General features: G+C 61.5%; 16 protein-coding genes. 6 read left to right on the top strand and 10 right to left on the bottom strand.

The window, feature by feature from the left end; translation table 11 throughout:
* Positions 1-24 precede the first annotated feature (24 nt).
* Together LB528_RS22670 and LB528_RS22665 are read right to left on the bottom strand one after the other, a co-directional pair.
* Positions 25-705 (bottom strand): GNAT family N-acetyltransferase, encoded by a 681-nt coding sequence (locus LB528_RS22670; protein ID WP_224716356.1) that lies wholly within the window; start codon positions 703-705, stop codon positions 25-27.
* Complete coding sequence (locus LB528_RS22665; protein WP_224517107.1) at positions 702-1,193, bottom strand: MarR family winged helix-turn-helix transcriptional regulator; 492 nt, start codon at positions 1,191-1,193, stop codon at positions 702-704. Before LB528_RS22665 ends, LB528_RS22670 begins: the two co-directional genes overlap by 4 nt.
* A gap of 233 nt (positions 1,194-1,426) precedes the next feature.
* Between LB528_RS22665 and LB528_RS22660 the strand changes: the two genes are divergently transcribed.
* Positions 1,427-2,464, top strand: coding sequence for a phosphatidylglycerol lysyltransferase domain-containing protein (locus LB528_RS22660; RefSeq protein WP_224517105.1), 1,038 nt, complete (start codon positions 1,427-1,429; stop codon positions 2,462-2,464).
* Positions 2,465-2,532: 68 nt separating this feature from the next.
* On the opposite strand, the gene LB528_RS22655 is transcribed toward LB528_RS22660, so the two are convergent.
* The 6 genes from LB528_RS22655 to LB528_RS22630 all read right to left on the bottom strand — a co-directional run bounded on the left by LB528_RS22655 (position 2,533) and on the right by LB528_RS22630 (position 8,142).
* Positions 2,533-3,312 carry an ABC transporter permease gene (locus tag LB528_RS22655; RefSeq protein ID WP_224517103.1) on the bottom strand — a complete coding sequence of 260 codons (780 nt, stop codon included), beginning with the start codon at positions 3,310-3,312 and terminating at the stop codon, positions 2,533-2,535.
* Positions 3,309-4,235 (bottom strand): ABC transporter ATP-binding protein, encoded by a 927-nt coding sequence (locus LB528_RS22650; RefSeq protein WP_224517102.1) that lies wholly within the window; start codon positions 4,233-4,235, stop codon positions 3,309-3,311. The genes LB528_RS22655 and LB528_RS22650 overlap by 4 nt, the downstream gene beginning before the upstream one ends.
* A gap of 447 nt (positions 4,236-4,682) precedes the next feature.
* Positions 4,683-5,420 carry a peptide-methionine (S)-S-oxide reductase MsrA gene (gene msrA / locus LB528_RS22645; RefSeq protein ID WP_224716355.1) on the bottom strand — a complete coding sequence of 246 codons (738 nt, stop codon included), beginning with the start codon at positions 5,418-5,420 and terminating at the stop codon, positions 4,683-4,685.
* A gap of 251 nt (positions 5,421-5,671) precedes the next feature.
* Complete coding sequence (locus tag LB528_RS22640; protein WP_224716354.1) at positions 5,672-5,935, bottom strand: hypothetical protein; 264 nt, start codon at positions 5,933-5,935, stop codon at positions 5,672-5,674.
* A gap of 88 nt (positions 5,936-6,023) precedes the next feature.
* On the bottom strand, positions 6,024-6,710 hold the full coding sequence (locus tag LB528_RS22635; protein WP_224517096.1) for a DUF1223 domain-containing protein: 687 nt from the start codon (positions 6,708-6,710) through the stop codon (positions 6,024-6,026).
* A gap of 331 nt (positions 6,711-7,041) precedes the next feature.
* Positions 7,042-8,142 (bottom strand): TadE/TadG family type IV pilus assembly protein, encoded by a 1,101-nt coding sequence (locus tag LB528_RS22630; RefSeq protein WP_224716353.1) that lies wholly within the window; start codon positions 8,140-8,142, stop codon positions 7,042-7,044.
* 325 nt (positions 8,143-8,467) lie between these two features.
* Here LB528_RS22630 and lepA point away from each other — a divergent pair, with 325 nt between their 5' ends.
* Positions 8,468-10,273, top strand: a complete 1,806-nt coding sequence (gene lepA, locus LB528_RS22625; protein WP_224716352.1) for a translation elongation factor 4 — start codon at positions 8,468-8,470, stop codon at positions 10,271-10,273.
* 13 nt (positions 10,274-10,286) lie between these two features.
* Here lepA and LB528_RS22620 read toward each other — a convergent pair whose 3' ends face one another.
* Together LB528_RS22620 and LB528_RS22615 are read right to left on the bottom strand one after the other, a co-directional pair.
* The gene (locus LB528_RS22620) at positions 10,287-11,000 is read right to left on the bottom strand and encodes an MAE_28990/MAE_18760 family HEPN-like nuclease (RefSeq protein WP_224716351.1); all 714 of its coding nucleotides are present in this window, start codon (positions 10,998-11,000) and stop codon (positions 10,287-10,289) included.
* Positions 10,966-12,099 carry a DUF262 domain-containing protein gene (locus LB528_RS22615; RefSeq protein ID WP_224716350.1) on the bottom strand — a complete coding sequence of 378 codons (1,134 nt, stop codon included), beginning with the start codon at positions 12,097-12,099 and terminating at the stop codon, positions 10,966-10,968. Before LB528_RS22615 ends, LB528_RS22620 begins: the two co-directional genes overlap by 35 nt.
* Before the next feature lie 1,453 nt (positions 12,100-13,552).
* Between LB528_RS22615 and LB528_RS22610 the strand changes: the two genes are divergently transcribed.
* The 4 genes from LB528_RS22610 to LB528_RS22595 all read left to right on the top strand — a co-directional run bounded on the left by LB528_RS22610 (position 13,553) and on the right by LB528_RS22595 (position 15,621).
* Positions 13,553-14,065 carry a hypothetical protein gene (locus tag LB528_RS22610; RefSeq protein ID WP_224716349.1) on the top strand — a complete coding sequence of 171 codons (513 nt, stop codon included), beginning with the start codon at positions 13,553-13,555 and terminating at the stop codon, positions 14,063-14,065.
* Positions 14,062-14,586, top strand: a complete 525-nt coding sequence (locus LB528_RS22605; RefSeq protein ID WP_224716348.1) for a hypothetical protein — start codon at positions 14,062-14,064, stop codon at positions 14,584-14,586. The genes LB528_RS22610 and LB528_RS22605 overlap by 4 nt, the downstream gene beginning before the upstream one ends.
* Before the next feature lie 201 nt (positions 14,587-14,787).
* The gene (locus LB528_RS22600) at positions 14,788-15,135 is read left to right on the top strand and encodes a hypothetical protein (protein ID WP_224606589.1); all 348 of its coding nucleotides are present in this window, start codon (positions 14,788-14,790) and stop codon (positions 15,133-15,135) included.
* A gap of 114 nt (positions 15,136-15,249) precedes the next feature.
* Positions 15,250-15,621, top strand: coding sequence for a hypothetical protein (locus LB528_RS22595; protein WP_224716347.1), 372 nt, complete (start codon positions 15,250-15,252; stop codon positions 15,619-15,621).
* The last annotated feature ends 100 nt before the right edge of the window (positions 15,622-15,721 follow it).

Raw genomic sequence — 15,721 nt, 5'->3', positions numbered from 1 at the left:
ATTTCGATCAAATCCTCCCTTTCGTCACTCCGCGCGTTGAACCATGGCCATGTTCATCTTGCTTCTCAAGCGGAAGCCGATGGACTCGTAAAGCCTGATCGCCGCTTCGTTGCTGTCATAGGCGTGCAGGTATGGAACCTCGCCGCGTGCCGCGATCCGGCCGGCCACGAACACCGACAGCAGGCGGGCAAGGCCGCCGCCGCGGAAATCCGGGTGCGTGCACACGCCGCTGAGTTCCGAGTATCTGGACTGCTTCATACGCTCGCCGGCCATTGCCGCCAGCCTGCCGTCGATCTTGATCCCCCAGAAATCGCCGAGGCTCAGCGCCTCCAGCGTGAAAGGGCCGGGCTTGGTGAGCGAGGCGAGCGCCAGCATTTCCTCGGCATCGTCTTTTGTCAGCTGCCGGATGCGCTCATCGGACGTCGCGGGCATCGGCGCTTCGGCGACCATCTGCACCAGCGGCGCTGCGGAGATCGCGGAGATTTCCGGCGACAGGGCGATCTCATGCGCCTGGACCAGGACGGCTGTTTCGCCCGGCGGGAGAAGCCCGGCCAGCGCCCGCAGGCTGTCCACATCGTCAGCCGCAGTGGCGGCGAAGGGCACGATCGACGGGCGATATCGTCGGGCAAGGGCGCCGCCCTCGGCGAAGGTCTGGTGCCGCGTTGCAAGCGCGCTCCAGATGGGGCGGTCGAGAACATGTTTCATGACGCGGCCACCCTGGCATTTTCGGCGCGGCGATGGAGCGGCGTTGCGGCCAGGCGATCCTCGATTGCCGCAAGCTGGCTAAGCAGCGGCCCGGAAAGATCGGCGCACACATCCGCCACGGCATTCTCGATGCTCGGCCAGATCTCCCGCTTCGCCTGGTTGACCAGATGCCGGCCGTTGCGGCTCAGCGAAACGATCCTGCGCCGCTGATCGTCTTCCGACGGGTTGACCTCGACCAGGCCCAGCTCGGAAAGCAGCGCCACGCTGCGCGTCACGCCGGGTTGGGCGATGCCCAAGGATTGGGCCAGCTCGCCGACCGGCAGCCGGCCCAGCCTGTCAAGCGCGGCAAGCAACGGGTACTGGCTCGACTGGATGCGCACATCCAGGCGGTCGAGCACGTGCTGCGTGTCGGCCTGCAACTGCTCGCCTATGCGCTTCATCCGGCTGCCGAGGCAGAGAAAGCCGAGGGATCGGAGAACGTCTTCCATAGCAGCCTCGTCGCATATTGATAACTTGATATATAACAATGCATGGAAATATCAAGGCGATCTTTCGCATATCCGTTGCGGCAGCCGATGAGTGACAGCACCGCCTTCGGACGTTTGCCCTTCATTCGCGGTCAATTGCATCCTATATCGCGTTGACGCACGCGGCCGGCAGCGGTCGCCAGCGATTCGCGACCTGAGGGCGGCAGGTCATCACTTCTTGGCACGCGGAGCTCATGGCGCCCCTGCGCATCTATTTCGACAGGCTTCTCGACGCTGTGGCGCCCAAGGTTCCGCGGCGCGACTTGACGGATGCCGAACGCCTGGCGCTGGTGCGCCGATACGGCGATTTCTCGCTGGCCTATTCGACGGCCGTGCAGCAGAAACTGGCCTATTTCAGCGATGGCGACGGCTATATCGCCTTCGGCACCAAGATGGGCCGGCATTTCGCGCTGGGCGATCCGGTGGTCGATCCGGCGGATCGCGCGGCCTATATCAAGCGCTTCGTCGAAGCCGCCGGCGGCCCTTGGTTCGTCCAGATCGGCGCCGACACGGCCAAGGTGCTCGCCGGCCTCGGCTACATGGTGAATCGCCTCGGCATCGATACGAGGCTGGTTTTGCCGGCGCATGATTTTTCCGGCAAGCGCAACGAGACCGTGCGCTATTCCCAACGCTGGCTGACGAAGAAGGGCTTTACCATCGCCGAGGACAGGGGCGACGGGCTGCACGAGGAGATCGTCCAGCTTTCCGCCGACTGGCGCAAGCAGCGCATCATCAAGCGCTGGGAGATGGGTTTCCTCAACCGCCGCTTTTCCGAAGAGCTCGGCGTCGACATGCGCCGCTTCCTCCTGCACAGCCCTGAGGGCCGGCTTCTCGCCATCCTCGACTTCGACCCACTGTTCCGCGACGGCAAGGTCATCGGCTACACCACCTCGTTCAAGCGCAAGCAGACCGACGCCACGCCGCATGCCGAGATCGGCCTGACCAAATTCGCCGTCGACCGATTTCGCGAGGAAGGCATCTCCGAGGTGACGCTCGGCCTTTCGCCGCTGCTCGATATCGAGCCCAGCGGCTTTGCCGAATCGAGCTTCTGGCGCGGCGCCTTCCAGCGCGCCTACAACTCGCCCTGGGTCAACCGCTCGCGCTTCAACCTGCAGGGTCAGGCGGCCTTCAAGCGCCGCTTCCACGGCGTCGAGGAGCCGACCTATATCGCGTTCCGCAAAGGGACTTTCATGGAGATGCTAGGCCTGCTGCGGCTGCTGAAGGCGATTTAGAGCAGGCCTCCCCTCTCCGTCCCGGCTTCGCCGGGCCACCTCTCCCCACTTCGGGGGCGAGGAACTCGTCAGTTCCTCAACCGGTATCCCGTCTTGAATATCCAGGCGACGATCGCGATGCAGATGGCCAGGAACACCAGCGTCATGCCGAGGCTGACGCCGACCGAGACATCCGCCTTACCGTAAAAGCTCCAGCGGAACCCGCTGATCAGGTAGACGACCGGGTTGAACAGGGTGATTGTCTTCCAGATGCCGGGCAGCATGTGGATCGAATAGAAGCTGCCGCCGAGGAAGGTGAGCGGCGTGACGATCAAGAGCGGCACCAGCTGCAGCTGCTCGAAGGTCTTTGCCCAGATGCCGATGATAAAGCCGAACAGGCTGAAGGTCACCGCCGTCAGCACCAGGAAGGCGATCATCCAGAACGGATGCTCGATCCTGAGCGGCACGAACAGCGCCGCGGTGGCCAGGATGATCAGGCCGAGTATGACCGACTTGGTCGCGGCACCCCCGACATAGGCGATGATGATCTCGAGATAGGAGACCGGCGCCGACAGGAGCTCGTAGATCGAGCCGACGAATTTCGGAAAATAGATAGCGAAGGAGGCGTTGGAGATCGATTGCGTCAAGAGCGACAGCATCATCAGACCGGGCACGATGAAGGCGCCGTAGGCGATGCCGTCGATCTCGGTGATGCGCGAGCCGATGGCCGAGCCGAAGACGACGAAATAGAGCGATGTCGAGATGACCGGCGAGATGATGCTCTGCAGAACCGTGCGGAAGGCGCGCGCCATCTCCACCCGGTAGATCGCCCATACAGCGCGAAAATTGGGGGCAGCGCGCAGGTTCATGGCTCTTGCCTCAGAAGATTGACGAAAATCTCTTCGAGCGAGCTGTTCTTGGTTTCGAGGTCGCGGAACTGGACGCCGGCCGCCTCGAGGTCGCGGATCAGCGAGGCGACGCCCGGACGGTCGCTCTGGTTGTCATAGGTGTAGGTGAGCTGGTTGCCGTCGTCCGACAGCTCCAATGAATAGTGCGACAGGCTGTCCGGAACGGCGGCAAGCGGCGCGCGCAGCTCCAGATTCATCTGCTTGCGGCCGAGCTTGCGCATCAGCTCGGCCTTGCCTTCGACCAGGATGATCTCGCCTTTGTTGATGACGCCGACGCGGTCGGCCATCGCCTCGGCTTCCTCGATGTAATGCGTGGTGAGAATGATGGTGACGCCCTCCTCGCGCAGGCGACGGACCATTGCCCACATGTCCTGGCGCAGCTCCACGTCGACGCCGGCCGTCGGCTCGTCGAGGAACAGCACACGCGGTTCGTGCGACAGCGCCTTGGCGATCATCAGCCGGCGCTTCATGCCGCCCGACAGCGTGATCGCCTTGGAATCCTTCTTGTCCCACAGCGAGAGGTCGCGCAGCACCTTTTCGACGAACTCCTTGTTGGGTGCCTTGCCGAACAGGCCGCGGCTGTAGTTCACCGTCGCCCAGACGGTCTCGAAGGCATCGATGGTGAGTTCCTGCGGCACCAGCCCGATCAGGCTGCGCGCCGCGCGGTAATCCCGGCCGATGTCGTGGCCGTTCACGGTGACAGTGCCCGACGAGCGGTTGACGATGCCGCAGACGATCGAGATCAGCGTCGTCTTGCCGGCGCCGTTCGGCCCCAGCAGCGCGAAGATCTCGCCGCGCTCGATGTCGAGATTGATTTCCTTCAGCGCCTTGAAGCCGGTGGCATAAGTTTTCGTGACACCGGAGATCGAGATGATGGATGACATGCTGAAATACGGCCGGCTGGAAAAGGTGACCTGATATAGGTCGGCTGTTGTCCGGCGCAACTGGAATCGACGCTGCTGCTGACAGTTCTGGACAGTGGGCGCGTCTTTCTCCCGGTTTCGGGCAGACATACCCGGCGATCAGCACCGGCGCCGGAGATTGGCGGAAGCCGCCCGAACCTCGTCATCCACGGGCGGAGCAAGGAGCGAAGCGACGCGCGCAGACCCGCGGATCCATTCCGTGACTTAAGAGCGCTGCTGCGGTGCAGAATTCTGCTCCGCTGCATTCTACGATCAGGGTTACGTAATGGATACCAGGGTCTCCGCGACGCCGCTTCGCGGCTGCTTCGCCCTGGAATGACGAGACTGAGGGCTTCGCCAATCGCAAGGCATGTCAGCTGCCGATATCTAACGAAGATCCGTGCGCCAGGAACTGGCCGGCTCTCCTCCTCAGCTCTTGCTGGAGGCCAGCACCAGCACCGGCTTCTCGCTGTAGAGCTTAGGGAACAGCGCCTTCAGATTTTCGATCTTGGGCAGATCGTTGTAGACGATATAAGGATAGGTCGGGTTCAGCGTCAGGAAGTCCTGATGGTAATCCTCGGCCGGGTAGAAGGTCTTGCCGGTTTCGATCGTGGTGACGATCGGCTTGGGGAAGACCTTGGCCTTGTCGAGCTGGGTGATGTAGCTCTCGGCCACCTTCTTCTGCTCGTCATTCTCGGCGAAGATCGTCGAGCGGTACTGGGTGCCCCGGTCCGGTCCCTGGTAGTTCAACTGCGTCGGATTGTGCGCGACCGAGAAATAGACCTGCAGGAGCTGGCCATAGGTGACCTTCGACGGGTCGTAGGTGATCTCGACGGATTCGGCGTGGCCCGTGCGGCCGGTGCCGACCACTTCGTAGACGGCGTTTTCGGCGCTGCCGCCGGTATAGCCGGAGACGGCCTTGCTCACGCCCTTGACGTGCTGGAACACGCCTTGGACGCCCCAGAAGCAGCCGCCGGCGAAGATCGCCTTTTCGGTGCCGCTCGTCGCCTTTTCGTCCAAAGCCGGCGGCGGGATCACCACCGCGTCCTCGGCCGATCGGGCCGGGCTCTGCCAGAAGATGGCCGCGGCCGCGCTGAGCACCAGCGCCGCCAGCGCACCCTTGGCAAGGAATGGCCGCTGCGCGGCTTTCTTTTCAATGCCGGTCATGTTGGGTCTCCTTGTTGTCGCTCCATTATATACGAACGCAGCCGCGAAGCGGTTCTCACTTTGCCGTGCGGCGGCCAATGGCCGAGGGCGCTCCCCCTCATCCAGCCCTTCGGGCCACCTTCTCCCCGGTGGGGAGAAGAGAGCGCCGGTGCCGACCGCGACCTCTCCCCGCCGGGGAGAGGTCGGATTGCCTCGAATTGCTCTTCGCAATTCGGTTGGCAATCCGGGTGAGGGGCAGTGCCAAGCTCACCTTACTGAGCGGTGGTGTCCGCCGGCTTCATGGCGTCGGTGGCGGGCTTCATCGCATCCGCGGGCTTCATCGCCTCGGTGCTCATCGCGTCGGGCTTCATGGCGTCGGCCGGTTTCATCGCGTCCGTCGCCGGCTTCATGGCGTCGGTCGCCATCGCATTGGCGGGCTTCATCGCATTGGTCGCATCATCGGCGCGGGCGCCGGCAACGAAGACCGAGGCGGAAAGCGCGAAGGCGAGCGCCGGCAGCGTGAGGAACTTGGTCATGGGTCGTACTCCTTGGGTTTGGGCGCGCGCATGCGGGCCATGGTGAAGCGTTGCCGCTTTCAGGCGGCCCCGCGCGAAGAGAAGGAAATCAGTTGGCGGCGGCGGCGAGGATCGGTCCGCCGTTCGGACCCTGCACCAGCACCGCGGTGCTCAAGCCACCCGAGGCCACCGGCAGCGGCAAAGTCGTCGCCTCGCCGTTCCAGCTGCCGAGCTTGGTGAGCGCATGCACGACATTGGCGTGCGGCAGGGTGCGGCCGGTGTTCTCGCCGCGCGCCACTGGCACCTCGACGACGCCTCTGGTGTAGCGCACCAGCCAGATATCGGCGCCGCCGCCCGGCGCCTTGCCGGCGCCGATGCTGACCTTGCCCTGCCCAAGCGAAAGCTCCGGCCCCTGCGCGCGGCTGCTGTTGGCGATCAAGCTCTGGATCTCGCCCGGTGCCGCGCCCACGGCGTCGTGGCTGCCATTCACCACCACTTGCGGCGTGAACGGCCCGTCATGGCCGAGCGACGGCTCGTAGGTCACCTGGCGTTCGGTGAATTCCTTGCGGCCAAAAGTGTCCTTCCAGCCGAGATAGTCCCAATAGGTGACGTTGAACGACAGCGCCAGCACGCCCGGCTGGTCCTTGACCTTGATCAGGTTGGCATTGGCCGGCGGGCAGGACGAGCAGCCCTGGCTGGTGAACAGCTCGACCACGGTGAGCGGCTGCGCGGAAGCGGCGCCGAGCGTGGCGGCAAGCATCGCGCCGGCGAGCAGGCTTGTCTTCAATCCGGTCATGGGAAGCAGTCTCCACTGGGTCATGCTCCCATTTCGCCGGGGTGGAGAGGTTCGTTACAGCTTCACCGGTTTGTGATTGGGGCGCCTCGGTGCGCAATGTTGGAGGGACAGCACCCCCCTCTGCCCTGCCGGGCATCTCCCCCGCAAGGGGGGAGATTGGCAGCTCCAACGCCGGCGCCCTCCGTCCAGCGTGGGAGATTGGCGAAAGCCTGCGCGACATCCGATCTCCCCCCTTGCGGGGGAGATGGCCGGCAGGCCAGAGGGGGGTGTGAAGGATCGCGGCGTTGGAATCGGTCTCAGCTGCCACAAGGGGAAAGGAGAGGCGGCAACTCTACTGCGTCAGCACCGTCGCCGACGGGCGCTGGTTGTAGTCGCATTTGCCTTGCACGGTGTAGAAGAAGTCGGCGTTGGAAACCGGCGCCGGCACGGCATTGCCGCCGTCTTCCCAGGCCTGGTAGCCGGTCTGGCCGCAGGGCACGGCGGTGAAGATGTCGACCTTTTGCCCGGTCGCCACTTCCGGCATGTCGGCAAAGCTGGTGCCGATATAGAGCCGGTTCGAGGTGGTCGGATCGCTGGACTTCAGCACCTTCGGGTTGCCGGACGGCACGTCCATTTCGAGATAGAGCTGGTCCATCTGGCTGACGTCGATCACCGCGCCCGAACCATTGGCCGGATAGAACGTATCGACGCAATAATAGCTAGTGCCGTAGTTGTCGGTCTGGATGGTCGTCCCGGTGGGCACGGATTTCTGCAGGTTCTTCAGCGTGCCGGTGGTGCAGGCCTGCTTCTGCACCGTGGTCGAGGTCAAGCCGTTGACCGTGTTCACGGTCGTGGTGCCGTAGCCCTTCGGATCGCCGTAGCCATTATAGGTGTAGCTGATCGTCATCAGCTTCTGAGGGGTGGTCTGGCCGAATTTGGTGCCCCACAGCGTCATCGTCTTTGCCCAATAGCCCGATACCTTCGTCACCTTGAAGGTGGTCTGCACCAGCGCCGGCGTCTTGCGCACCGAGGCGCCGACGCCGACCTGCACCGCATCGATGCGGGCGACCTGCATGAAAGTGGTGGGCATCGGGTAGCTTGCCGTTGCGGTGAAGGTGGCCGCGCCGGTCGCATCGACATTGACGCCGGTCAGCGTCGCCGTGCCCTGGCCGGCATTGGCCGCGTAGGCCTGCTGCAGCGCCGTCTGGCGATCGGAGAAGCTTGTCGAGGTGGGCAGCGTGGTGACCGCGATGATCGCGGCGTCGAGCGCGTTCTGCATGTCGCTGCGCGTCGTCACCGCCGAGGTGTAGTCGACCGAAAACCCGACCCCCGCCACCAGCGGGATCGTCAGCAGCACCATCATCGGCATCATCGAGCCGTCGCGGCGCGCGAGAAATTGCTTCAACGTCCCGGCAAGCGCGACCGGGCGGAACTTTCGGGCAAAACTGGGCATTTCAGGGCCTTCGTCGTCGCGGCTAAGTCGATTTACCATCCGGGCGCGAAGCATGCGCGAAAGCGGTGTATGAACATTTAAGCGGCTTTGAATGTTTCGTGAGCGGGATGTGAAGTGGCGCAAGGTCTCCCCTCCCCCATGTGGGGGAAGGTGGATCGGCGCGGAGCGCCGAGACGGATGAGGGGTGTTCCAGCGGAGTGAGACGTTGGCTTTCCCTGGAGCACCCCTCATCCGTCGCCTTCGGCGACACCTTGTCCCACAAGGGGAGAAGGGGAAAAGGGCGTTCCGCTTGCCCCTCAACCCCGCCCCTGCTAAAGCCCGCCGCATGACGACGCCCCTCGACCATATCCGCAATTTCTCCATCGTCGCCCATATCGACCATGGCAAATCCACGCTTGCCGACCGGCTGATCCAGCTCACCGGCGCGCTGGAGGAGCGCGACATGAAGGAGCAGGTGCTGGACTCGATGGATATCGAGCGCGAGCGCGGCATCACCATCAAGGCCCAGACCGTGAGGCTCAACTACCGCGCCAAAAACGGCGAGGATTATGTGCTGAACCTCATCGACACGCCCGGCCATGTCGACTTCGCCTATGAAGTGTCGCGTTCGCTGGCCGCCTGCGAGGGCTCGCTGCTGGTGGTCGACGCCAGCCAGGGTGTCGAGGCGCAGACGCTGGCCAATGTCTACCAGGCCATCGACAACAACCACGAGATCGTCGTGGTGCTGAACAAGGTCGACCTGCCGGCGGCCGAGCCCGAGCGCATCCGCGAGCAGGTGGAGGAGGTGATCGGCCTCGACGCCTCCAATGCCGTGCTGATCTCGGCCAAGACGGGGCTTGGCGTGCCCGACGTGCTGGAGGCGATCGTCCATCAGCTGCCGCCGCCGCGCGAGGGCGACATCGCGGCACCGCTCAAGGCCATGCTGGTCGACAGCTGGTACGACGCCTATCTCGGCGTCATCGTCCTGGTGCGCATCATCGACGGCGTGATGAAGAAGGGCCAGACCATCCGCATGATGGGCACCGGCGCAAAATACCTCGTCGAGCGCACCGGCGTCTTCAAGCCGGCCCGCGTCAATGTCGACGAGCTCGGCCCCGGCGAGTTCGGCTTCTTCACCGGCTCGATCAAGGAAGTGGCCGACACCCGCGTCGGCGACACCATCACCGAGGACCGCCGCCCGACGCAAAAGGCGCTCCCCGGCTTCAAGCCGGCGCAGCCGGTGGTGTTCTGCGGCCTGTTCCCGGTCGACGCCGCCGATTTCGAGGATTTGCGCGCTGCCGTCGGCAAATTGCGCCTCAACGATGCGAGCTTTTCCTATGAGATGGAAACCAGCGCCGCGCTCGGCTTCGGCTATCGCTGCGGCTTCCTTGGCCTGCTGCATCTGGAGATCATCCAGGAGCGGCTGGAGCGCGAGTTCAACCTCGACCTCATCGCCACGGCGCCCTCCGTCGTCTACCGGCTGAACCTCAATGACGGCTCGGTGAAGGAACTGCACAACCCGGCCGACATGCCCGACGTGGTCAAGATCGCCTCGATCGAGGAGCCGTGGATCCGCGCCACCATCCTGACCCCCGACGACTATCTCGGCGGCATCCTGAAGCTCTGCCAGGACAGGCGCGGCATCCAGGCCGATCTTTCCTATGTGGGAAAACGCGCCATGCTCACCTACGACCTGCCGCTCAACGAGGTGGTCTTCGACTTCTACGACCGGCTGAAGTCGATCTCCAAGGGCTACGCCTCCTTCGACTATCACCTGACCGACTATCGCGAGGGCGACCTGGTCAAGATGTCGATCCTGGTCAATGAGGAGCCGGTCGATGCGCTGTCCATGCTGGTGCACCGCACGGCGGCGGAAAAGCGCGGCCGCGCCATGTGCGAGAAGCTGAAGGAGCTGATCCCGCACCATCTGTTCAAGATCCCGATCCAGGCGGCAATAGGCGGCAAGGTTATCGCCCGCGAGACCATCTCGGCGCTGCGCAAGGACGTCACCGCCAAATGCTATGGCGGCGACGTGACCCGCAAGCGCAAGCTGCTCGACAAGCAGAAAGAGGGCAAGAAGCGGATGCGCCAGTTTGGCAAGGTGGATATTCCGCAGGAGGCGTTTATCCAGGCGCTGAAGATGGGGGATTGAAGATTCGCTTCGATCAGGCGGCTACCGACTTTTGATACGCTCTGTTGTTCAATGCTTCGTAGACCTCTGCTTGAACAAACTTCATTACATCGAACGCAGCTGCGACGTAACGATCTGTGTCGGCTTTTGTCGGCGTTACCATTTCTCCGTGAGCAATCTGATTTCGCTTGCCCAACAGCATTCCAATGGTTCTGCCGTGTCCGTCGATAGCATCAAAGGCAAGCCCAAGCTTATACAAATTCTTTTTCAGAACTACTGCGCTGAGGTTTGATTCTGTATTGACGAAGCTATCCGGAATCTCGACGGCGGTTGCCATCAAGGCATCGAGTTCCTGTACAAATCGCTGCTCTCGCCATGCTATATGGAGCGCAGAGTCGTCGGGCGATGGTCCTACGAATACCGGGTGCTTTGACTGCACGTTCCTAAGTGCCGTGAAGGCCTTGTGTAAGGTTGCTGCTACGAGAGGCGCGGCAGCCTTGCTGCAAGGGATTTTGGCCGAGTTGACCGCGGAGGCGTAACTTTCCATGGCGAATTTCGCAAAGCCTTCGAGGTGAGCGTATGTCACCAGAACCAAAGATCGTCGGATGGCCTTTTGCCTACTCTCATCGTCCTCGCCTTCGGCGAGATTTTGTAGCAGGCGAATCTCTGCTTCCCGCAATGCGCGGCCGGATTCGAGTTCCTGGAAAATTTCGTTAGGGGAACGCAACTTCAAGTCTTTCAGAAACAAACGAAATTCTTGCGTTCAAAGGTCCGGGCGAATTCTTTCCACCACCTGTCGTGATTGCTATAAAGCCCGGATCCAACTTGATTGCTTTCAATGCCGCTGCTAGGCGCTCCAATGCTGAGCTGTCAGATAGATCGATGCGATCAATGACGGATTGAATTCCAAGGGTTATTCCTTCGAAATGATAGATGCTAAAGCCCAAGCTTAGAGCAGTCTTGTCGCGATTCGCAAATGCAAATGCATATTCGCCTAAAGATAACCACAGGGCCTGAAATGTCTTTCTGAAGATCGCTTCCTCCTTGGTATAATCAAACGGAGCATTTCTGGATGGGTCGCAAATTGCCTCCATGTACTCGTCCAGGAAGTCCGTTACCTCGTGTTTGAATTCTGACCGCTGATTTTTAAGCGCGAAGAACCTCAGAACCAGCTCTTCATCGAAAGCCGACATTCGGCGTTCATACGTCAGGTATTCGGTGCAGGCCTTGAAATCACTGACCTTTGCCATTTCAACGATAAAGTTCGGAAACGTATCGCTAAGCATCCTCATCGCGGAGTTTCGAACCTGATGCGCGGATAGCGTCTCACCCCCCGTGTTAAGGCGCTTGAACATGTGATACTTGAAGCGTCTGTCCGTCTCCTTCCTTACGACCTCCATCCGAATAAATCGGCGCTTGAGCCTTATTTGCAGAGCAGTCGGTAAGTCGTCATAAGTGAGTCCATTGAGTTCGGGCACGATATCGCACTCTTCCAGGACGAGAAGATCACCAATCTTGACGGGCGGATTGGCCTGCAGGGCCTCTAGCTTGCCTCTCAAATGGAGATACGATGAAATTCGCTGGAGCCCATCAATCAGCTGATAGGTATTCGATTCCTCTTCGATTACAAAAATCGGAGGGACTGGCATTTCCAATAGAAGCGACTCTATGAAGCGTGACTGCTGGGCGGGCGTCCATCGAAACAACCTCTGATAGTCGGGTTGAATGTCGAGCTCTTTGCTTTCCCACATGTCCAGCAGTTCGTTAAATGACACGTCAAGCGCAGCAGTGTTCGCCTGGCGAACGCTCGCAGCTATTGCTGCAATCAGGTCTGGTTTGTCGGCCATCAGAACGCTTTCTCAAAACACAAAACCGCCTCGGTTGGCTCCGACGGCCGGCCATATATTTTTGTATGCCGGTTCACGCGCACCATCGACCGATTTGAGCGAAACTCTTCTCGCCGACGAAGCCTCAGGCCGTGCCGGTCACACATCTGCGTAACTATTGTCGGAAGATCATTATGTATATCCTTGTAATACGAGTCCTGGACGACCACACAAGCCGCCCCGTTTGGTCGAAGAGACGATGAAATGCGTCGCAGAGATCTGTTGAGTTTGTCAAAATAGTCAAGGTGAGTTTTATAATAGTAGGTAGACGATGCCTTAGAAATGTGGCTTTTAACATCGGACAAAAATTCGATACAGGTCTTACCCCATTCTTGCGACGGTTCGATCGATCTAGTCGGAACCCTGATCGACCCTATCATGTTACGGCTTAGTTCCTCTCGAGCTTCCTGCAAAATTGGTCCCAAGACGGCTAATTCAATACGGGTCGCAGCCGTGTAGTCAATTCGGGTACAGTAGGGTGGTGACGTAACAACGAAGTCAACGCTTTCCGGTGTCAAGTTCGCATTTGTAGTATCGGCGACTTCGATACTCCAATGAAGTGTCGCGGTAAGCGGTTGGCTTACAGCAGCCAGTTCGTTAGCCATCGCTTTAACATTGCCTACAAACGTAGAGACTACATCTTCGCGAGGTACAGCTGTTCTATCCGCGTCCGATCTTGGCCGACGCAACCATGTCGGATTGGTTGAGCGATGGTCACGGCTCAGCGACCGACACGTAGCGAAGAGCGCCAGATAGAGCGTTGCAGTCAAGCCGGAGATGCGACCCACACTAACACTGCCGTCAAGGTGAGCGACGCCGCCTGTGGTGCTTTCCCGGATAGCCATTTCGATCTGACGTATTGCGTTGGCGCTCTCGGGGACAAACCAGTCGTTCAAGGGATCGTCAGAGGCCGAGGGCAGGGGGCGGGAGCTTTGCTCAGTAAGCGTGAGCGCGAGCGGGACAAGAGAGTCCGCCTCACTCGATGGAAGCATTCTCGCGCGAGCGATCACAACCATTACCGGATTGATATCAATGCCAGTTGCTGCATACCCGAGGCGGGACGCAACAAACGTAGATGTTCCACTGCCATTCCAAGGGTCGAGGATCGTAGCCTTGGGAGTCAACTTCGCACTTACAAGAAGATTTCTTACGAAATCTTCCGGATAACCCGCATAATATGGAAAGAACGCCTCCCATCCTGTTTGAGGATGTCTGTCGCGCTTTGGAGATGTTATCTGAAGTTTATCGAACCGGAAAATTTTGAACTCCATCAGCGATTGGCTTGCGCGTCAGCCGCAGAATCACGAGGCTATTTTAGTCGCAAGCGCATCCGTTCGGAATCCCGAAACCGCGCCAACCCTTTTAAATGCGTGCAGGTCTGCGCTATCCTCTCCCGGGCTTGGGGAGACATCACATGCGCTCCACCTCGGACACCGTCGCCGCGGTCGGCCTCGCCATCGGCGGCGCGTTGGGCATGGCGGGCACTTTCGTTGCCAGCGACGCGCTGCGCGAGACGCTGTGGACAATCGACGGCGTCGGCATCGTTGTCGCCACGGCGCTGCTGACGATGAAATACCAGCGGCTAGGAAATGATCTCGTCGCGGCCGGCTTCCTGACTTTCCTCGCCGGCGAAAGCCTGCTTCTGGCCGGCAATGCGGCGGGCCTGCAGGCGAGCGTGCCTTCCTATGCCGGCGGCATTGCGCTGTGGGCGGCGGGGCTGGTGATGGTCAGCGCTCAAGCCACATTCGCGCTGTGGATGCGGCTCACGGCGTCCGTCGCCGCTCTGCTCTTCGCCGCCTCGGTCCTCATGATCCTGTGGGGCGCGCCGCTGCTGCCCACCTCGGCGCCGCTGCCGGCGCTCGGCTATCCGTTGCTGGTGCTGACCTTCATCGGCTGGATCTGGACTTTGCTGAAAGCGGAGCGTTGAGTGCAAAGGCGATGGCCGCGCCGCTCGAACTCCGCAACAGCCCTTCGGGAAAGATCCTGCCCGCCGTCGGACCGTTCCTGCTTGGCGGCATTTTCGGCTTCGGCGCGCTGCAGGGCGTGGCTTCGGGGGCGAATAGCGGGCATGTGCTGTGGATCGCGCTGCTTGGCGCCGCCTGCCTAGGGCTCGGCGTATCAATCGCGCGCGGCGCCTTCGACAATTCGGTCAAGGTGATCTTGGATCAGCGCGGTTTCCGCGATAGTCGCGCCGGCGACGTGCTGGTGCCGTGGAGCAAGGTGACCAGCGTGCGGCTCGCCGCCGGCGGCAAGGGCGCGGCGATGCTCAATTTCGAGCTCACCGAGGAGGCGCCGGACGCAATCCGCTATTCCTCCGCCAACGCCTTCGGCCTGATGCCCTTCGGCCGGAACATCGTGCATATGGAAATCTCCTCGCTCGACGTGCGGGGAGAGGAGATGGTCGACGCGGTGAAGACATTCGCGCCGCATGTGGTGGTCAAGCGCTGACTTCCCCTTCTCCCCCTGTGGGAGAAGGTGGCCGCGAAGCGGCCGGATGAGGGGTGTTCCAGCGGAGTGAGACGTCGGCTTTCCCTGGAACACCCCTCATCCGTCTCGGCGCTACGCGCCGAGCCACCTTCCCCCACAAGGGGGGAAGGGGAGGTCGCGCCCCGTCTCAACCCATGCTCTACTCCCCTTGGGGACCTCGCCATGATTCGCGCTCTGCTCGCCTTCCTTCTCCTCACCTCGCCGGCTTTCGCCGCCGACATGTCGGTCTTCGTGCGCAACCAGCGCTCGGACGGGGTCGCGGTCGAGCTGTTCAGCCGCGACAGCCAAAAAGTCTGGCCGGGCGACGACAAGGTGTTCCTCATCCGGCCGAAGGCGCGAAAATCCGTGCCGATCTCCTGCGAGCCGGGCGAGCACATCTGCTGGGGCGCCTGGGTGAACGGCGACGATTCCGTCACCGCCGGCGTCGGCCCCGACAACGACCAGCCCTGCGACACCTGCTGCTTCATCTGCACCGAGCATTCCACCGAGACGGTGGACCTGGCGGAGTAACGCGGCGCTTTCCCCAAAATCTCAGCTATTTTCGCCCCGCCCCTTGGCATCGGCTGGCGCCATGCCATCATCGCGCAATCGGCCGTGAGGGCCGATTCTACCTCGGGGGTTTTCATGTCTTCCACCTTTGCGCGTCGCGTTGCCGCCACGCTTTCGCTAGCCGTCCTCATCGTGCCCGCCGCCCGTGCCGGCGACGTCACCTTCCAGATCAAAAACAATCATCCCAACGCCATGCGTGTCGAGCTCTACAGCCAAGACCGCGACTATGTCTGGCCGGGCGACGGCAAGGATTTCTATCTCGACGACGGCGAGACCAAGCAATTGCCGATCTCCTGCAATGAGGGCGAGAAGATCTGCTACGGCGCCTGGGTCGACGGCGACGAGGAAACCTATTGGGGCGTCGGCCCCAACAACAAGGAAACCTGCGAGGACTGCTGCTACACCTGCAGCGGCGGCCAGACCGAGGAGATCGACCTGGAGGAGTAGCGCTTCCCCTTCTCCCCCCTTGAGGCATAGGCGCTAAGATAGGTATTGCGGCGCGGAATCGGTTGTGATTCTACGCTGGAGATGACACACGAATCGCTTG

Source organism: Mesorhizobium sp. CA4 (assembly GCF_020165075.1).
In the GTDB taxonomy this organism is placed as follows: Bacteria; Pseudomonadota; Alphaproteobacteria; order Rhizobiales; family Rhizobiaceae; genus Mesorhizobium.
The sequence above is the reverse complement of the archived record's forward strand: the minus strand, read 5'-3'. Positions and strand labels throughout refer to the sequence as shown.

Excerpts from the sequence above, each read along its gene's own strand:
- LB528_RS22615 (WP_224716350.1), bottom strand. The coding sequence starts at position 12,099 with ATGGCCGACAAACCAGACCTGATTGCAGCAATAGCTGCGAGCGTTCGC.
- LB528_RS22595 (WP_224716347.1), top strand. The coding sequence starts at position 15,250 with ATGTCTTCCACCTTTGCGCGTCGCGTTGCCGCCACGCTTTCGCTAGCC.
- LB528_RS22665 (WP_224517107.1), bottom strand. The coding sequence starts at position 1,193 with ATGGAAGACGTTCTCCGATCCCTCGGCTTTCTCTGCCTCGGCAGCCGG.
- LB528_RS22660 (WP_224517105.1), top strand. The coding sequence starts at position 1,427 with ATGGCGCCCCTGCGCATCTATTTCGACAGGCTTCTCGACGCTGTGGCG.
- LB528_RS22650 (WP_224517102.1), bottom strand. The coding sequence starts at position 4,235 with ATGTCATCCATCATCTCGATCTCCGGTGTCACGAAAACTTATGCCACC.
- LB528_RS22610 (WP_224716349.1), top strand. The coding sequence starts at position 13,553 with ATGCGCTCCACCTCGGACACCGTCGCCGCGGTCGGCCTCGCCATCGGC.
- msrA (WP_224716355.1), bottom strand. The coding sequence starts at position 5,420 with ATGACCGGCATTGAAAAGAAAGCCGCGCAGCGGCCATTCCTTGCCAAG.
- LB528_RS22640 (WP_224716354.1), bottom strand. The coding sequence starts at position 5,935 with ATGACCAAGTTCCTCACGCTGCCGGCGCTCGCCTTCGCGCTTTCCGCC.
- lepA (WP_224716352.1), top strand. The coding sequence starts at position 8,468 with ATGACGACGCCCCTCGACCATATCCGCAATTTCTCCATCGTCGCCCAT.
- LB528_RS22635 (WP_224517096.1), bottom strand. The coding sequence starts at position 6,710 with ATGACCGGATTGAAGACAAGCCTGCTCGCCGGCGCGATGCTTGCCGCC.
- LB528_RS22600 (WP_224606589.1), top strand. The coding sequence starts at position 14,788 with ATGATTCGCGCTCTGCTCGCCTTCCTTCTCCTCACCTCGCCGGCTTTC.
- LB528_RS22630 (WP_224716353.1), bottom strand. The coding sequence starts at position 8,142 with ATGCCCAGTTTTGCCCGAAAGTTCCGCCCGGTCGCGCTTGCCGGGACG.
- LB528_RS22655 (WP_224517103.1), bottom strand. The coding sequence starts at position 3,312 with ATGAACCTGCGCGCTGCCCCCAATTTTCGCGCTGTATGGGCGATCTAC.
- LB528_RS22670 (WP_224716356.1), bottom strand. The coding sequence starts at position 705 with ATGAAACATGTTCTCGACCGCCCCATCTGGAGCGCGCTTGCAACGCGG.